This is a genomic window from Acinetobacter sp. RRD8 (assembly GCF_031844225.1).
Classification (GTDB): domain Bacteria; phylum Pseudomonadota; class Gammaproteobacteria; order Pseudomonadales; family Moraxellaceae; genus Acinetobacter.
The window spans coordinates 173,255-188,753 of the sequence record NZ_JAUZUU010000005.1 but is presented as its reverse complement, the minus strand read 5'-3'; the positions used below and the strand labels follow the sequence as shown (position 1 = coordinate 188,753).

The window sequence follows — 15,499 nt, the reverse complement described above, 5'->3', positions numbered from 1 at the left end:
CAGTGATAGCATATTTGCAGACCAGTTAGACTGCTCCTGCGTTGTTAGTCCCTAACACAATTAGGAACAATAAAAGCACTTAACAGACTAACTTTGGTTTTTTTTAGTCTCAATTTTTAGAGAGTGATGCCATGTTATTCAAAAAAATCGCTATTGCTGCTGCAGTTGCTACTACTTTAGCTTTCGTTGGTTGTGCTAAAAAAGCTGACGACGCTGCTGCTGACGCTAACCAAGCTGCTTCTGAAGCTGTAGAAGCTGCTTCTGAAGCTGAAGCTGCTGCTGACGCTGCTGCTGTAGAAGCTACTGACGTTGAAGCTTCTTCTGAAGTTGCTGCTGAAGTTGACGCTGCATCTGAAGCTGAAGCTGCTGCTGCAGTTGCTACTGAAGCTGCTGCTGACGCTACTGCTGCTTCTGAAGCTGCTGCTCAATAATCTTTTAGATTATTCAGTACAAAAAAAGAGAGCCTTTGGCTCTCTTTTTTTATTTTAAAAACTGAAATTTAAAAATATTAGATTTCAGCTTTTAAAAAAGCAGATCAGTTGATCTGCTCATTTCCCACACGTTGACGGAACTTCTGTCCCGCACGGAAGGTTACTACACGGCGTGCAGAAATCGGAATCTCTTCACCCGTTTTCGGGTTACGGCCTGGACGTTGACGCTTGTCACGCAACTCAAAATTACCAAAACCCGAAAGTTTTACTTGCTCGCCTGAGATGAGCGCCTGGCTAATCTCATCGAAGAACAACTCAACCATTTGTTTTGCTTCACGACGGTTTAAACTCGTGAGCTCACTTAAATGATCAGCCATTTCTGCTTTAGTTAGTGCTGTCATGAAGCCCTCAATGTCGCTTGGTAAGTGTTTTCTAACACTTGAAGGATATTATCCATACCTGATTTAATTTCAGCATCTTCCAGTGTACGGCTTGGATGCTGCCAGAGAAGTGCAAATGCCAGTGAGCGTTTCCCTTCTTCTACTCCTTGTCCAGTGTACACATCGAACAACCAAGTTGAGTCTAAAAGCTCTCCGCCTGTTTTTTCGATAAGTCCCTGAATTTCGCTAACATTAATCTTATCACTAATTAAAAGCGCAATATCACGTCGAACCGATGGAAAACGTGATAATTCTGTAAAATTAGATACATAAGTTTGCAAAACAGCCGCTTGATCCAATTCTGCTACCCATGTGGTTGCCAGATCAAGTTCGTCTTCAAGTGAGGGATGTAAACGCCCCAAGTAACCAATTGATTGACCATTCACGAGAATTTCTGCGGATTGCCCTGGGTGCAACCAGCTACGCTCTGAACGCACATATTCTACTTTGACACGACCAGCAGCCAGAATTTCTTCTACATCACCCTTAAAGTCAAAGAAGTCCATTGGCTGTGCCTTACCATGCCAAGACTCAGCATGACGTGAACCAGTCGCAATCAATGCAAAAGTTGGAATCTGTTTTAAATCATGGATGCTGCTGGCTTCTTGATAGTCGAAACGCAGACCGAGCTCAAAGAAACGTACACGGCTTTGCTGGCGGTTGACATTGTACTGAACACAAGGAATCAGGCTAGACAGCAAGGTTGAACGCATCACAGCCAAATCACTTGAAATTGGATTAGCTAATGCTAATGGATTCACACTGGAATTAAGTTGCTTTTCAAGTTTTAGGTCTGAGAAGCTAAAGCTGATCGCTTCTTGGTAACCTAAAGTTACGGCAGTTTGACGGAGTTGGCCCAACTCAAATTGATCTTGGTATTTCGCCAATTTCACATCAATCACAGGCAGACTGATTTGAATATTGTCATAACCGTGAATACGTGCCACTTCTTCAATCAAATCTTGGTAAATCACCATATCATAACGATGTGATGGCGGTACCACTGACCACTCGCCTTCTGCTTTTACTGTAACTTCACAACCTAAACGGCTTAAAGCATCAGTAATGAACGCTGAGTCAACACTATAGCCTAGCAGTTGATCGACTTGTGCTTGATTCAACTCAATTGCGTCGCGTGTTGGCAATAACGCTGCATTTTCGGCAACTGTAATTGGTCCAAACTCACCGCCCGCAAGTTCCGCAATCAATTGTGATGCGCGGTGCATAGCGATCAATGGCAATTCAAAATCGACACCACGTTCATAACGCTGAGAAGCATCAGTATGCATGCCAAAGCTACGTGCACGACCGGCAATATGCAATGGCGCGAAGAATGCTGATTCCAGGAAAATTTCAGTGGTTGCATCGCTGACTGCTGAAGACAAGCCACCCATAATACCAGCAATGGCCAATGCTTTTTCATCATCTGCAATCACCATCACTTTTTCGTTGAGTTCAACTTCTTGTTCATTGAGCAAAACTAACTTTTCAGCTTCCGTCGCTTGACGTACATGTACCGCACCTTGAACTTTACCGCCATCAAATGCGTGTAGCGGTTGACCAAGCTCGATTAATACATAGTTGGTAATATCGACCAGAATGCTGTGCTGACGAATACCTGAACGTGCCAATGCACGCTCCATCCATACAGGAGTCACAGCCTTGGTATTGACGTTCTTGATGACACGACCCAAATAGCGTGGGCAGCCTTCAGTCGATACAACGACTTTCTTTTCTTCGCTAATAGTCGCAGCTACTTCTTTAATTTCAGGGGCAATTACTGGCAATTGGTTAATCACACCAATTTCACGTGCGATCCCGCGAATACTGAAGCAGTCCCCACGGTTCGGTGTAATGCTGATGTCAATCACGTTGTCATCAAGGTCTAGATATTCACGAATGTTCATACCTACTGGTGCATCTGCAGGCAGCTCTAAAAGACCGTCAATTTTATCTTCCAGATCGATTTCTGAAGCGCCGCACAACATGCCTTGTGACTCGATACCACGAAGCTTGCCTTTCTTGATTTTGAAATCGCCTGGAAGTACTGCACCAATAGTCGCAACTGGCGCTTTCATGCCGGCACGTACATTTGGCGCACCACATACAATTTGCAATGGTCCACCAGAACCGATATTGACAGTGGTTACACGTAAACGGTCAGCATCTGGATGTTGTTCTACTGTCAGGACTTCCCCCACCACTACACCAGTAAATGCTTTTGCTGCAGGTGCAAGCTCATCAACTTCAAGACCTAACATGGTCAATTGATCAGAAAGTTTATCGCTATCGATGGCTGGGTTGACCCATGTGCGTAGCCAATTTTCGCTAATTTTCATTGATATAAAACCTGTAATTCAAATCTCTAGAATCCCCCTCTGCCCCCCATTTTCCAAAGGGGGAGAACTCCATCTATTTCGCGGAGTCCCTCTCCTTTTTAAAAGGAGAGGTTAGGAGAGGATTATTAAAAAGTTTTAAGCAAACTGGCGTAAGAAACGCACATCGTTTTGGAAGAACATACGTAAGTCATTCACGCCATAACGAAGCATTGCAAAACGTTCAACACCCAGACCAAAAGCAAAGCCTTTGTATTTTTCAGGATCAATGCCTGCAGCTTGCAGCACATTCGGATGCACCATACCGCAGCCCAATACTTCCAACCAGCGACCGCGTTCATCCATAATATCCACTTCCGCACTCGGCTCGGTGAACGGGAAATAAGATGGACGGAAACGTACTTTCAAATCTTTTTCGAAGAATTCGTTCAGCAGGTTAATCAACAAACCTTTCAGTTCCGCGAAGCTGGTATTTTCAGCCACGTATAAACCTTCGATCTGATGGAACATCGGCGAGTGGGTTTGATCCGAATCACAACGATAAACACGGCCCGGGCACACGATCTGGATTGGTGGCTGCTGTGTTTCCATGGTACGAATCTGCACACCAGACGTATGCGTACGCAACAAATGGTTCACATCGAAATAGAAAGTATCGTGCATGGCACGCGCCGGGTGATGACCCGGAATGTTCAGTGCTTCAAAGTTGTGATAATCATCTTCAACTTCAGGACCTGTTGCAACCGTAAAACCTGCCTTGGTAAAGAACTGGCAAATACGCTCTTGCACCTGGGTCACTGGATGGATACTGCCCACCTGTTGGCCACGGCCTGGTAAAGTAATATCAATGGTTTCGCTTGCCAGTTTTTGTTCTAAGGCAGCTTTATGCAGTTCTGCCTGACGTGATGTCAATGCAGCGGTAATGGTTTCACGTACAGCATGGATTTGTGCGCCGAAGACTTTACGTTCTTCAGGATCCATTTTACCAAGCGACTTAGATTGTTCCGCGAGCTGGCTTTTTTTCCCCGTAAATTGCACTCGTACTTGATCAAGTGCAGCAAGGTCTTGAGCTGCTGCAATCGCAGCGAGCGCTTCAGTGGTCAGGGCTTCCAGTGACATAGTAACTCTCAAAGCAACAGGTTAAAAAATATTTTAAAAACCCCACATTCTAACAGTTTTTAGACACTTTGATGAAGATGCGTTTTAAGGAAAATTAGATTGGCATGATTAAATATAAAAAGTATAAGATAAACACAATATCAATCAGATCAAATCACTATGGCACTCGATCAAATTTGGAAACAGCAACTGACCCTGGTCACTTACGGCAATGAGTATTTGACTCAGGACCTGAGTTTCAATCGTTGGATTCAACATTCCATTTTTAATCAGCATCAGTTTGCCTTTCGGGATCTGATGTCACAACATCTGTTGGCTCAGCATTTTCAGATCTGGCTGGAAGGTCTGAAAAAACAAGGCGTGCGTCGCCTCAGCTTGCATCGCTCTGATTTACTGGTTGATGAAAAAAATCCGAATGCCAATGTCGAGCTACTGCCACTGGCACATTTTATTGTCAGTCATGGTGCCAAAGCCAAAACCGCCTGGATCATTGGCAAAGAACTCCCTGAATGGTACAGCGCAGACAATGATTACGAAGCGCCTAAATCACAGCAATCTCCTTTACGCCATGAAACATTCTGGTGTTATGAGCTGAATCCTAAACTGGCCAAGCGCATTGATGTCGATCTGGAAGCCCCAAACTGGGATGATATTCAGGCCTATACCGATCATGAACTATTTGAAAGTAGCCTTGCCCAAGATTTTACCGAACCTGCATACACAAATTTGCCTTATTACGGCACCATGCCTGCCATTCAGGCCGATAACGAAAGTCATTTGGCCTTAATTCCCACTGACTATTCAGCGGATTATGCTCACCAGACTTTGTACCGCCTAGATGCCTTAAATGACTTTATTCAAACGAAAATCCAGCATCCCTATCGTGCAGATGGCGAAGTACTCAGCCCGGAGCAACAACTTAACCTGCGACATTTTTCGCAAAAAATTGATGATTTAAGTGCTAAATTCATCAGCAAAGTCGCCAACCACTATAAAACTGCACAGCTAACACCTAAAGTTGCGCCTGATCCATTTGTCGGTATGAGTACCGAAGACCGCTCACCAAAAATTTCTAAAGCAGAAAAACCTCAGGACCCAGGCAAATCCAGTTCATCTGCAAATGTGCTGACCTTAATTGTGATCACTGTGATTATCTGTTTGATTGGCTACTATTTCGGCCTTTAACATTTTGCCAGAAAAGCTTGAACATCACGGGCAGAATTCAATGGCGATATTGATACTTAGGAGCAGACATCAGTTTGAAATAATGCTGACGATTTTTGCTATGGGTTTTCATCATCCATCAGATGATGGAATCACGACCAAGCATCTGCCTGAAAATTTTAGCATTGTCGGAATAAGCCAAAGCTGTTGTTTACTGATCGCCCGATGGATAGCGCCCTTTTGATTGATCGGTAAAGATTGAGAGGAAAAGATAAATCAGCCGTACAGTGCAAAGGCTGATTTATTTTCTATCGTCTTTTCCCAGGTTTTAGATTTTTCTACGTTGAGCCAGCTTGACCAGAGTATTCAAAAATTAAATGTCCCACTGATAACATAAGTCTTTAAGATTCTCACCCAGATCGCTGGCATCTCCTTCACTGACAAAGTAGGCGCCAGTCTTTTCATAAAAATAACGACTGGAATTCAGGTTCAATACGCTGCATTGCATATGCTGATAGGATTTCTCTCGACTTAATCCCAAACCCAATTGAACCAACTTAGCCCCCACACCTTGTCCCTGAATCTGTTTCAGTAAATACAAAGCTCTCAATTCACTGATTGGCGCATCCACCGGAAAATTAAAAGCAGCAAAACCCAAAACTTGAGCATTTTCTTCATAGACAAATACCCGTCGATTTTCCTGTTCAAGCACAGAACGCCACAAAGCGGCTCTTTGTTCTACACACAATGCATCTAAAATTTCTTGTTTGATGATATTTTGATAGCTTTCACACCAGCTTTGTACATGCACTTGGGCAATCGGCAGTACATCCTGTTGAGTGGCAAGTCGAATCATTATTTTTAAGCCTTATTTTTAATTATACAGTTTAACAATGACTAAAAAATATAGGATTTACAATACTGATTTTTAAATAATATTTAGAATGACTACTTTTATTTAAGCATAAAAAAGACCGCTAAAAGCGGTCTTTTTCAAGTCATAAAGACTTATGCAGCCAATGCATCTTTAGCTTTAGAAGCTAAAGCAGCAAACGCAATTGCGTCATGCATAGCGATGTCAGCAAGTACGCGACGGTCGATAATCACTTGAGCTTTTTTCAAGCCAGCGATCATACGGCTGTACGACAAACCATTTTGACGAGCACCAGCGTTGATACGTGCAATCCACAAAGCGCGGAATTGACGTTTCTTTTGACGACGGTCACGGTAAGCATATTGACCAGCTTTGATTACCGCTTGGAACGCTACGCGGTAAACGCGTGAACGAGCACCATAGTAACCTTTAGCGCGAGCAAGAATTTTTTTGTGACGGCGATGAGCCTGTACACCACGTTTTACACGAGCCATTTATAATCTCCTTAGATGTACGGGCACATACGACGAACTGAAGCAACGTCACTTACGTGAACCATTACACAGCCGCGCAATTGACGAATACGCTTAGCAGATTTTTTGGTCAAAATGTGGCGTTTGAACGCTTGTTTACGCTTAAAACCGTTAGCAGTCGCTTTAAAGCGTTTAGCTGCACCACGGCGAGTTTTCATCTTAGGCATAACAACCTCTTTTGAACACCTGTTCGGCTCGTTTGCACCATTACAAAACGACCTGCAGGTAAGGGAGCGAGTATTCTAAAGCATCTTTGTTTAAAACAAAAGCATCTTCACCCAATAAGCGAATTTAAAGAATGATTTCGCTCTGAAATAATATCCAAGACTGAATCAAGAAAATAGCTTCAGGCTTAGAACAAGGCAAAGGCCGCATAGACAAACAGATAACGTCCAATTTTAGCGATGCTGACCATCAGCAGAAAACGGGCGAAGTTTTCTTTTAATAGTCCCGCAATCAGGGTAATCGGATCACCAATGATAGGCACCCAGCTCAGCAGTAAAGACCAGTAACCATATTTCTGATAGGTCGTTTGCGCCTTGAGCATCTTGTCTGCCGAAACCGGAAACCACTTTTTATTCTTATAATGTTCAATCTTGAGGCCCAAATACCAGTTCACACACGACCCCAGAATATTCCCCAGACTGGCCACCGCAATTAACAGCACTGCATGCTGCTTGTTCTGCACTAAAAGCCCCAGCAAAACAGCCTCAGACTGTAAAGGCAATAAGGTCGCTGCACCAAAGGCCGACAGAAATAGCAGCAACAGACTCATACAGCTATTAACGGCTCAAACCCAACTTTTTCTTGGCTTTGCTGTATTCCCAACTGGACCAAACGACTGCAGTCACCATCGCCATGATCCGCGCCCATTTATACTGCTCATTGAGCGGTGCAATTGCAGCACGTAAAATCTGCTGATCTTTGGTATTCAAGGCAGTAATCACCTGATCGATATGCACAATTTCAGCAACATACAGCACTAAACATGCAGCAATGCCGAAAAGAATGCTCCAGTAAATTCGAGGATTAGTTTCCACAATTCGAGTGAAGTTTAGGAAAAATGCTTTCATGCTCATATCCAATAAAAAACCACCTGAATCGGTGGTTTTAATAACTTTTGTACATCTTAACATAACAATCGCAGATTAACTGACCTGAATCGCTAATGCTTTTTGTACCGCAGGACGTGCCTGCATACGCTCAATATAACGGCTTACTTCCGGATAATCCGCTAAATCAATCCCTTGCCACTCATAACGAAGTAACCAGGGGAAAATCGCCATATCGGCAATTGAATATTCGCCAGTGACATAGTCCTGACCAACCAGCTGTTTATCCAGTACACCATATAAGCGCTTGGTCTCATTCACATAGCGTTCGGTCGCATAAGGAATCCGTTCTGGCGCAAAACGACTAAAATGATGGTTCTGTCCCAGCATCGGGCCTAGCCCACCCATTTGCCACATCAACCATTGTTCCACCTGAATCCGCTTAATCTCATCGGTCGGATAAAACATTCCGGTTTTACGTCCCAAATACTGCAAGATGGCACCCGATTCAAAGATTGAAATCGACCGATGATCTGGTCCATCCTGATCGACAATAGCTGGAATTTTATTGTTCGGTGAGATTGCCAGAAAGTCTGGCTGAAACTGGTCATTTTCCAGAATATTGACTGGAAGGATCTGATAAGATAGCCCCATTTCTTCTAATGCGATTGTAATCTTATGACCGTTGGGTGTACCCCAGTAATATAAATCAATCATTCGTACCTATACTCCATACACCTTTATTATGGTGTTCCAACAAAATAATGGATCTGGTCAAAAACAACAAGCAATGCTTAATAAAATAATTTTTAATTTAATTTCAGTAAATTAATATAATTTTCTTAAAAATTTCACTTAAATTTCTTGAAAATTTCTAGCCTGAACACATATTTATTTCTGCATAAGGATGGTTCATGCATCTTTTGCCCTGTCGATGATCATCATGACAGCGGTGTTTTCTTATTTTTAAAACTTTGCTGACCTCAGGAGGTTCTAATAATGAGTAATATCAATCTTCATCCATTATTCCGCCGCAGCATTGGCTTTGATCGCCTCAATGATTTCATTGATTATGCCATGCAAAGCGATGCGCCAAATTATCCACCGTATAATATCGAAAAGCATGGTGAGAATAATTACCGTATCGTGGTGGCAACTGCGGGTTTTCGTCAGGAAGAACTCGACATTCGTCTGGAAAATAAGTTGCTGACCATCTTGGGTAAGCCTGAAAACCAGAGCAATGACAGTATTGAATTCCTGCACAAAGGCATTGCGCGACGTGCATTCAAATTATCTTTACGTCTGGATGAATATATTGAAGTACAACAGGCAGACTATGAAAATGGTTTATTGATCATCGACTTGCAGCGCATTATTCCAGAAGAAAAATTGCCGCGTCAAATCCCGATTGGCAATAAACTGCTTATTGCAAATGATGAAAAATCAGTGGAATAAGCTCGATTAAGTACGCAAAGGAAGGTCCGCAAGGACCTTTCTTTTTGGCTACAGATTCCTTAAGCTCATTGAGGCAATACGCTTTCTGATCATAAAAATAAACCATGAATGTGCCAGAAAACATCCTGTTTCATCAAGCTAGCCCGATCATACGCGCTATGGGATATTTACTGTTTTGTTATCCGGTCGGAATATTCAGCATTTTTTATTTCAGCAGTGTGCGTAGCAATTCCAGTTTTTTCCAAGGACTATTATTTTTATGGCAGGAGTCTCCTGACTTTTATATTTATATTGGCGGCTTTCTTGGTCTTTCGCTGCTTATGCTGGGAACTAAACTGAAAATCACCTCACAAGCTATTTATTATACTTTGGCCGGTTTCCGCATCAGCCTGTGCTTAAAACGACATTTGGTACAGTATAGCTTTCTGAATCCACGCTATGCTTCTCTCAAAGCACATCTCAAAAGCTGGCTCTATAACATGCCAGCGCATGTGATTAGTCAACGTGATGGCACTTTGGATTTTAAATTGCATCAATCCGGTCTAATAAATCAAATTTGTCTTGGATTTTTCCGGATTCAGCTGTCGATGTTTTCCCGCCCGCAAGCTCAACAGATTATGCAGGCCATACAAAGTGCCTGGAACTTTAGAGCATAAAAAAAGCCCTGCATATGCAGGGCTTTTTTCGCTTAATGAGTGCTTACTTTTTCTTTTTAGGACCAAGTAGCATACCCATTTGACGCCCTTCCATTTTCGGCATCTGCTCAACAGTACCGAATTCAGCCACGTCAGCTTCAATTTTTTGCAATTGAGCTAGACCCAACTGTTGGTGCGCCATTTCACGACCACGGAAACGAAGCGTGATTTTCACCTTGTTACCTTCTTCAAGGAACTTGATGATTGCACGTAGTTTTACGTTGTAATCACCAACATCAGTACCCGGGCGTAGCTTGATTTCTTTCACCTGGACTTGATGTTGTTTTTTCTTCGCTTCTTTCTGCTTTTGCTTAAGATCAAACAAATGCTTGTTGAAGTCCATAATCTTACATACTGGTGGCTCAGCGTTTGCTACGATCTCAACAAGATCAAGTTCAACACTTTCTGCTGCGCGTAGGGCGTCAGCTAAGCTTACAATCCCTTTTTGCTCACCATTTTCGTCGACAAGACGGACTTCTTTCGCACGAATTTCATCATTCAAGGCAGGACGGTTTGATTTGTTACCGCCCTGTTGATTACGGTCAGGCTGTTTAATCGCTGTTACTCCACAATGTACCGGCCGCGTTCGGCTACGGCTGCTTTTACTAGGTCAACGAAAGCATCGATTGACATAGTACCCAAATTTGTTCCTGAGCGGGTACGCACGTTTACGGTACCTTCCTCTACTTCACGGTCCCCAAGTACCAGTAAGTAAGGAATACGCTCTAATGTACGTTCACGAATCTTAAAGCCGATTTTCTCATTTCTCAAGTCAGAAATTGCACGGATACCGTTTTCTTTAAGTTTTGCGACGACTGACTCACATGCCTCGGCTTGAGAATCGGTAATGTTCATCACACACGCTTGCATTGGTGCCAACCAAGGTGGCATGAAGCCTGCGTAGTGTTCGATCAGTATACCAATAAAACGCTCGAAACTGCCAAGAATTGCACGATGTAACATTACTGGCTGATCGCGGTCATTATCTTCAGTCACATAAGAAGCATCTAGACGTTCTGGCAAGTTAAAGTCACACTGAATGGTACCACACTGCCAGACACGACCTAAGCAGTCTTTCAGAGAGAATTCAATTTTCGGACCGTAGAATGCGCCTTCGCCTGGTTGAAGCTCCCACTCAAGACCCGCAGCATCTAAAGCATCTGCCAAAGATTTTTCTGCCATATCCCAAAGCTTGTCATCTCCGACACGTTTTTCAGGACGCGTCGACAATTTCATTTGTACTTCTTCGAAGCCAAAGTCTTTGTATACATCCAGTGTCAATTTGATAAAGTCTGCAACTTCAGGCCCAATCTGTTCTTTGGTACAGAAGATATGCGCATCATCTTGAGTAAAGCCACGTACACGCATAATACCGTGTAAAGAACCTGATGGCTCGTTACGGTGACATGAACCGAACTCTGCCAAACGAACAGGAAGATCACGGTATGACTTCAAACCTTGATTGAACACTTGTACGTGACAAGGACAGTTCATTGGCTTCACCGCATAGTTACGGTTTTCAGAATGCGTGGTGAACATGTTGTCTGCATAGTTGGCAGCATGACCCGATTTTTCCCACAGCGTGAAATCGACCACTTGTGGGGTACGGATTTCTTCGTAGCCATTGTCTTGCTGAACTTTACGCATGTACTGTTCAAGAACCTGGTAAATGGTCCAGCCGTTCGGATGCCAGAACACCATACCCGGTGCTTCTTCTTGCATATGGAACAAATCTAGCGCTTTACCGATTTTACGGTGATCGCGTTTTTCTGCTTCTTCAATACGTTTTACATAAGCAGCAAGCTGTTTTTTGTCTGCCCACGCTGTACCGTAAATACGTTGTAGCTGTTCGTTTTTCGCATCACCGCGCCAGTAAGCACCCGAGATTTTAGTCAGCTTGAACGATTTAAGGAATTTAGTGTTTGGTACGTGCGGACCACGGCACATATCCAAATAATCCTGATGGTAGTACAAGCCCATTTGCGTTTCTTCAGGCATGTCTGCAATCAAGCGCAATTTGTATTCTTCGCCACGCGCAGTGAATTCTGCAATGACTTCATCACGCGGTGTCATTTTTTTGATGACATCGTAGTCTTGATCGATGAGCTTTTTCATACGCTCTTCGATGGCTGCCATGTCGTCTAAGGTAAACGGACGTGGCATCCAGATGTCATAGTAGAAACCTTCTTCAATGACCGGACCAATGACCATCTTTGCTTCTGGGAACAGTTGCTTAACTGCATGACCGACCAAATGCGCGCAAGAATGGCGAATGATCTCGACACCGGCTTCGTCTTTAGGCGTGATAATTTGTAGTGTTGCATCTTCAGTGATGAGATCAGACGCATCAACCAAACGATCGTTGACACGACCAGCAACTGTATTTTTTGCAAGACCAGGACCAATGCTAAGTGCAACGTCCATCACAGATACGGCGTGATCAAACTGTTTTTGATCGCCATTGGGCAAAGTGATAATTGGCATAAGAAATCCTTAAGGAGTGATGCCCCGTACCATGGAGCATATCACCGCGAGATTATGATCGAGGCACAGCCTCAAAAGATAAAAACGGTGGATAAATAAAATCGATTCGAATTTTACACGGCTTGGCCGCATGATTAAACCTTTTCCCAATAAAAATAAGATTTACCGCCAAATCTGTGCCTGATCGTTAAAGGCTTAGGCTCATTTTTCATTTCAGAATGTAGTTATTCCCGGAACGTCTGCCACTGGAGAAACTTTCCCTCTACATAAACATACAGCTGGTCGAATTGCGGGATCAGCGCTTCACTTTGTGTCGGTCTTAAAAACACATAATCATCGACATGAATATCGCACTGCATGGGCACCTGAAGCATTTCCTGATTACTGCTGCGGCCATACAACACATACGGCCGGCTTTTTTCAGGATAAATATAATCCGCTCGCCAATAGCCGCCATAAATAAATACGGCTTTATATTGATGAGGAAGATAATTCAGCAGCTCCAGACCGGGAATCTGACTACAAGGCAACACTTTTAAAATGGGTGCGGCAATCCATAAAGCACAGCTTAAAGCGGACAAATTTTCCAGATCAAAATCACTCGGCTTAAGCAGCATCGAGCCAAAGGCCAGATCATTACAGACACTTTGCTGGCAATGCTGCATAAAGGTTGGACTTCCCCCACCGTTAAAACACAAACCTTCATGCCATAAATCCGGGAATTTTCGCTGAAGAATACTTTTGTATTGTTGATACATCTGCTGCGATTGCTGATAACTTTTGTCGGGACTTTTCAAAATTTTTGGCAGTTTGGCGACATGTGCATCATAGCCCGTTAGACCCGAAAGTTTGAGATAAGCCGCGTTGTGCTGAATCAGCTTCATTAAGGCTATAAATTGCTGCTGCGTTTGTACGCCGCCACGATGCAGCCCTACATCAATTTCAATATTGACATTCAGGCAGGTATTCAAGCTTTGCGCGAGTTGCAGATATTGTTTTAATCGTTCCACATCATCAATTAGCCATTGAATAATTACTTGATCATTGGCTTTATTTTGATCAGACAAAGTTTGATAAAAATGTTTGACTGCCTGAATCGGCATCGGTTTACCCAACAAGATATCGGCTTGCTGAAATGTCCCTATAATCTCCAGCAGATGCGGCAGATGAAAGACCATAAAGCGCTGGGTATTTAGTTTTTCACTGGCCAGTTTGAGTAGCTGAATGCTGGCTAAAGACTTCACTACCAGACGTGGTTTTAACTTCGCAGGCAATTTTGACTGTACATAGTCCAAATTACGTTGATAGGTTTTTAAATCTAAAATCAGTTGCGGTGTGCCAGTGCCCTGCCGTTTTAATTCCTGCGTCAGTTGCTGAAAATAATTTGATTGCATCGCCCTCTCCTCATTTCCCAGATAAAAACAATTCTTTTAAATATGGATTCAGCCATTTTTGCTGTGGATCCAATTGCTGACGTAGCACCATGAAATTATCCCATTTCGGGTAGAGTTCGCGCAGCGAGGCTGCGCTCATACTATGTAACTTGCCCCAATGCGGTCGTCCCTGATATTTCTGTAAAATCGGCTCGACCAGATCAAAGATCGCGTGGTAATCCTGTTTATAAAATTGATGAATCGAAATGGAGACCGAATCACGCTGATAAAAAGGACTTAGCCAGATCTCATCGCCTTTGACATAACGAAACTCGATCGGGAAAAACATCGGCACTTGGTGTTTGCATAAAACATGCAGAATCTCGTCCAGACACTGCAAGCCAAACTCAACCGGAACCTGATATTCCATTTCATTAAATCTGGTCTTACGCGGAGTTGGAAAAATTCTGGATGAACAGTCTACATAACGAGTCGGTTTGACAAATACGCCGAGCAGTTTTTGCAGATAGGGATTTGTCTTTGGGAAGAGTCGCGTCAATTCCGAACATAGAGTCAATAAAATATCTTCCGGAGGCCAGCTCTCTGTTCTCGGCTGAATGGTTGCATCCGTTTCATCCAGAGTTTTCAGCATCACTTGATCGGCATGTAAAAAAGCCCAAAATTCAATATACCGATGCTGATGTTTCCATTGATCAATATGGGTAAATATGTCTTTTAATGAACAGAGCCGAATCTGTTCTTTTAGTTTATATCGTGGCCGATTTTGCAGGGTGATTTGGGTCAATACACCCAAGCTGCCCAATGCCACCCGTCCAGCCTGAAATATCTCAGCATTCTGCTCACGATGACATTGCAACAGCTCTCCATCCGCGGTCAGTAATTCAAAGCCTTCCACGAAAGCAGAGATGCAAGGTAAATCGATGCCCGTGCCATGCGTTCCGGTAGAAATCGCTCCGGCCAGACTTTGCTGGTCTATATCGCCCTGATTGATTAAGGCCTGATTGATCGGTACCAGATCTTTCCCCAAATCATATAAACGCGTCCCGGCCCGCACGGTGCATTGGGTTTTCTCTTGATCAAAGGCAACGATACCTTTTAACAAATCGAGATTAAGCAACACCTCATCTGTTTTGGCCAATGGGCTAAATGAATGTCCTGCACCCACTGCACGAATGTGTGCATGGGTCTTCACTAAACTTTGTAATGTGTGCATGGGTCTTCACTAAACTTTGTAATTCACTGATCTGGCTGGGCTGAACAATCCGAGCGGCACTGAACTGGCTCCCCGACCAGTTTCGCCAGACGTCATTCGCCTGTTGTATTTTCATTATTCTTCCTGGGCTCATATTATTTTAATGGCTGAACTAGAGTAAAATACCTAAAAAATCAAACTTGGGAACCCATGCGTTCAAAACATTTAAGTAGGGTTAAATATTTTTATTAATATTCAAATACTTAAAATTTGTAAAATCGTACTCGACTAAAGCATAAATGCAAGATTTCTGAGAAATACATATCTTTT

General features: G+C 43.2%; 16 protein-coding genes and 1 pseudogene. 4 read left to right on the top strand and 13 right to left on the bottom strand.

Annotation, left to right across the window (positions count from 1 at the left end):
* Positions 1-131 precede the first annotated feature (131 nt).
* The gene (locus Q9R24_RS07705; protein ID WP_071852242.1) at positions 132-431 is read left to right on the top strand and encodes a hypothetical protein; all 300 of its coding nucleotides are present in this window, start codon (positions 132-134) and stop codon (positions 429-431) included.
* A gap of 104 nt (positions 432-535) precedes the next feature.
* Here the strand turns inward: Q9R24_RS07705 and Q9R24_RS07700 are convergent, their stop codons facing one another.
* The 3 genes from Q9R24_RS07700 to pheS form a co-directional block, all read right to left on the bottom strand.
* Positions 536-832, bottom strand: coding sequence for an integration host factor subunit alpha (locus Q9R24_RS07700; protein WP_004783565.1), 297 nt, complete (start codon positions 830-832; stop codon positions 536-538).
* Positions 829-3,210, bottom strand: a complete 2,382-nt coding sequence (gene pheT / locus Q9R24_RS07695; RefSeq protein WP_311204290.1) for a phenylalanine--tRNA ligase subunit beta — start codon at positions 3,208-3,210, stop codon at positions 829-831. The genes Q9R24_RS07700 and pheT overlap by 4 nt, the downstream gene beginning before the upstream one ends.
* Positions 3,211-3,345: 135 nt before the next feature.
* Entirely contained in the window at positions 3,346-4,326 is a 981-nt protein-coding gene (gene pheS / locus Q9R24_RS07690) for a phenylalanine--tRNA ligase subunit alpha (RefSeq protein WP_004278272.1), read from the bottom strand.
* A 159-nt stretch (positions 4,327-4,485) separates the two neighbouring features.
* Here pheS and Q9R24_RS07685 point away from each other — a divergent pair, with 159 nt between their 5' ends.
* The gene (locus Q9R24_RS07685) at positions 4,486-5,511 is read left to right on the top strand and encodes a hypothetical protein (RefSeq protein WP_004278273.1); all 1,026 of its coding nucleotides are present in this window, start codon (positions 4,486-4,488) and stop codon (positions 5,509-5,511) included.
* 352 nt (positions 5,512-5,863) lie between these two features.
* Here the strand turns inward: Q9R24_RS07685 and Q9R24_RS07680 are convergent, their stop codons facing one another.
* The 6 genes from Q9R24_RS07680 to Q9R24_RS07655 form a co-directional block, all read right to left on the bottom strand.
* A complete protein-coding gene (locus Q9R24_RS07680; protein WP_004278274.1) occupies positions 5,864-6,346 on the bottom strand; it encodes a GNAT family N-acetyltransferase in 483 nt (160 codons plus the stop codon).
* Between the two features lie 152 nt (positions 6,347-6,498).
* Complete coding sequence (rplT, locus tag Q9R24_RS07675; protein WP_004278275.1) at positions 6,499-6,858, bottom strand: 50S ribosomal protein L20; 360 nt, start codon at positions 6,856-6,858, stop codon at positions 6,499-6,501.
* 11 nt (positions 6,859-6,869) lie between these two features.
* Positions 6,870-7,064: a 50S ribosomal protein L35 gene (rpmI, locus tag Q9R24_RS07670; protein WP_004278281.1), complete on the bottom strand. Its 195-nt coding sequence runs from the start codon at positions 7,062-7,064 to the stop codon at positions 6,870-6,872.
* 185 nt (positions 7,065-7,249) lie between these two features.
* A complete protein-coding gene (locus Q9R24_RS07665) occupies positions 7,250-7,672 on the bottom strand; it encodes a YqaA family protein (protein ID WP_004278284.1) in 423 nt (140 codons plus the stop codon).
* A 7-nt stretch (positions 7,673-7,679) separates the two neighbouring features.
* Positions 7,680-7,970, bottom strand: coding sequence for a hypothetical protein (locus tag Q9R24_RS07660; RefSeq protein WP_039901803.1), 291 nt, complete (start codon positions 7,968-7,970; stop codon positions 7,680-7,682).
* A 75-nt stretch (positions 7,971-8,045) separates the two neighbouring features.
* On the bottom strand, positions 8,046-8,666 hold the full coding sequence (locus Q9R24_RS07655; protein WP_044112641.1) for a glutathione S-transferase family protein: 621 nt from the start codon (positions 8,664-8,666) through the stop codon (positions 8,046-8,048).
* 282 nt (positions 8,667-8,948) lie between these two features.
* Here Q9R24_RS07655 and Q9R24_RS07650 point away from each other — a divergent pair, with 282 nt between their 5' ends.
* Positions 8,949-9,404, top strand: a complete 456-nt coding sequence (locus tag Q9R24_RS07650) for an Hsp20 family protein (protein ID WP_044112639.1) — start codon at positions 8,949-8,951, stop codon at positions 9,402-9,404.
* A gap of 104 nt (positions 9,405-9,508) precedes the next feature.
* On the top strand, positions 9,509-10,060 hold the full coding sequence (locus tag Q9R24_RS07645) for a hypothetical protein (protein ID WP_044112637.1): 552 nt from the start codon (positions 9,509-9,511) through the stop codon (positions 10,058-10,060).
* A gap of 43 nt (positions 10,061-10,103) precedes the next feature.
* On the opposite strand, the gene infC is transcribed toward Q9R24_RS07645, so the two are convergent.
* The 4 genes and pseudogenes from infC to Q9R24_RS07625 form a co-directional block, all read right to left on the bottom strand.
* The gene (gene infC, locus Q9R24_RS07640; RefSeq protein ID WP_071850398.1) at positions 10,104-10,655 is read right to left on the bottom strand and encodes a translation initiation factor IF-3; all 552 of its coding nucleotides are present in this window, start codon (positions 10,653-10,655) and stop codon (positions 10,104-10,106) included.
* A gap of 5 nt (positions 10,656-10,660) precedes the next feature.
* On the bottom strand, positions 10,661-12,583 hold the full coding sequence (thrS, locus tag Q9R24_RS07635; RefSeq protein ID WP_044112835.1) for a threonine--tRNA ligase: 1,923 nt from the start codon (positions 12,581-12,583) through the stop codon (positions 10,661-10,663).
* A 224-nt stretch (positions 12,584-12,807) separates the two neighbouring features.
* Positions 12,808-13,977, bottom strand: a complete 1,170-nt coding sequence (locus Q9R24_RS07630) for an alanine racemase (protein ID WP_044112834.1) — start codon at positions 13,975-13,977, stop codon at positions 12,808-12,810.
* Between the two features lie 10 nt (positions 13,978-13,987).
* Positions 13,988-15,305 (bottom strand): annotated as a pseudogene (locus tag Q9R24_RS07625) (D-arabinono-1,4-lactone oxidase).
* Positions 15,306-15,499: the final 194 nt, after the last annotated feature.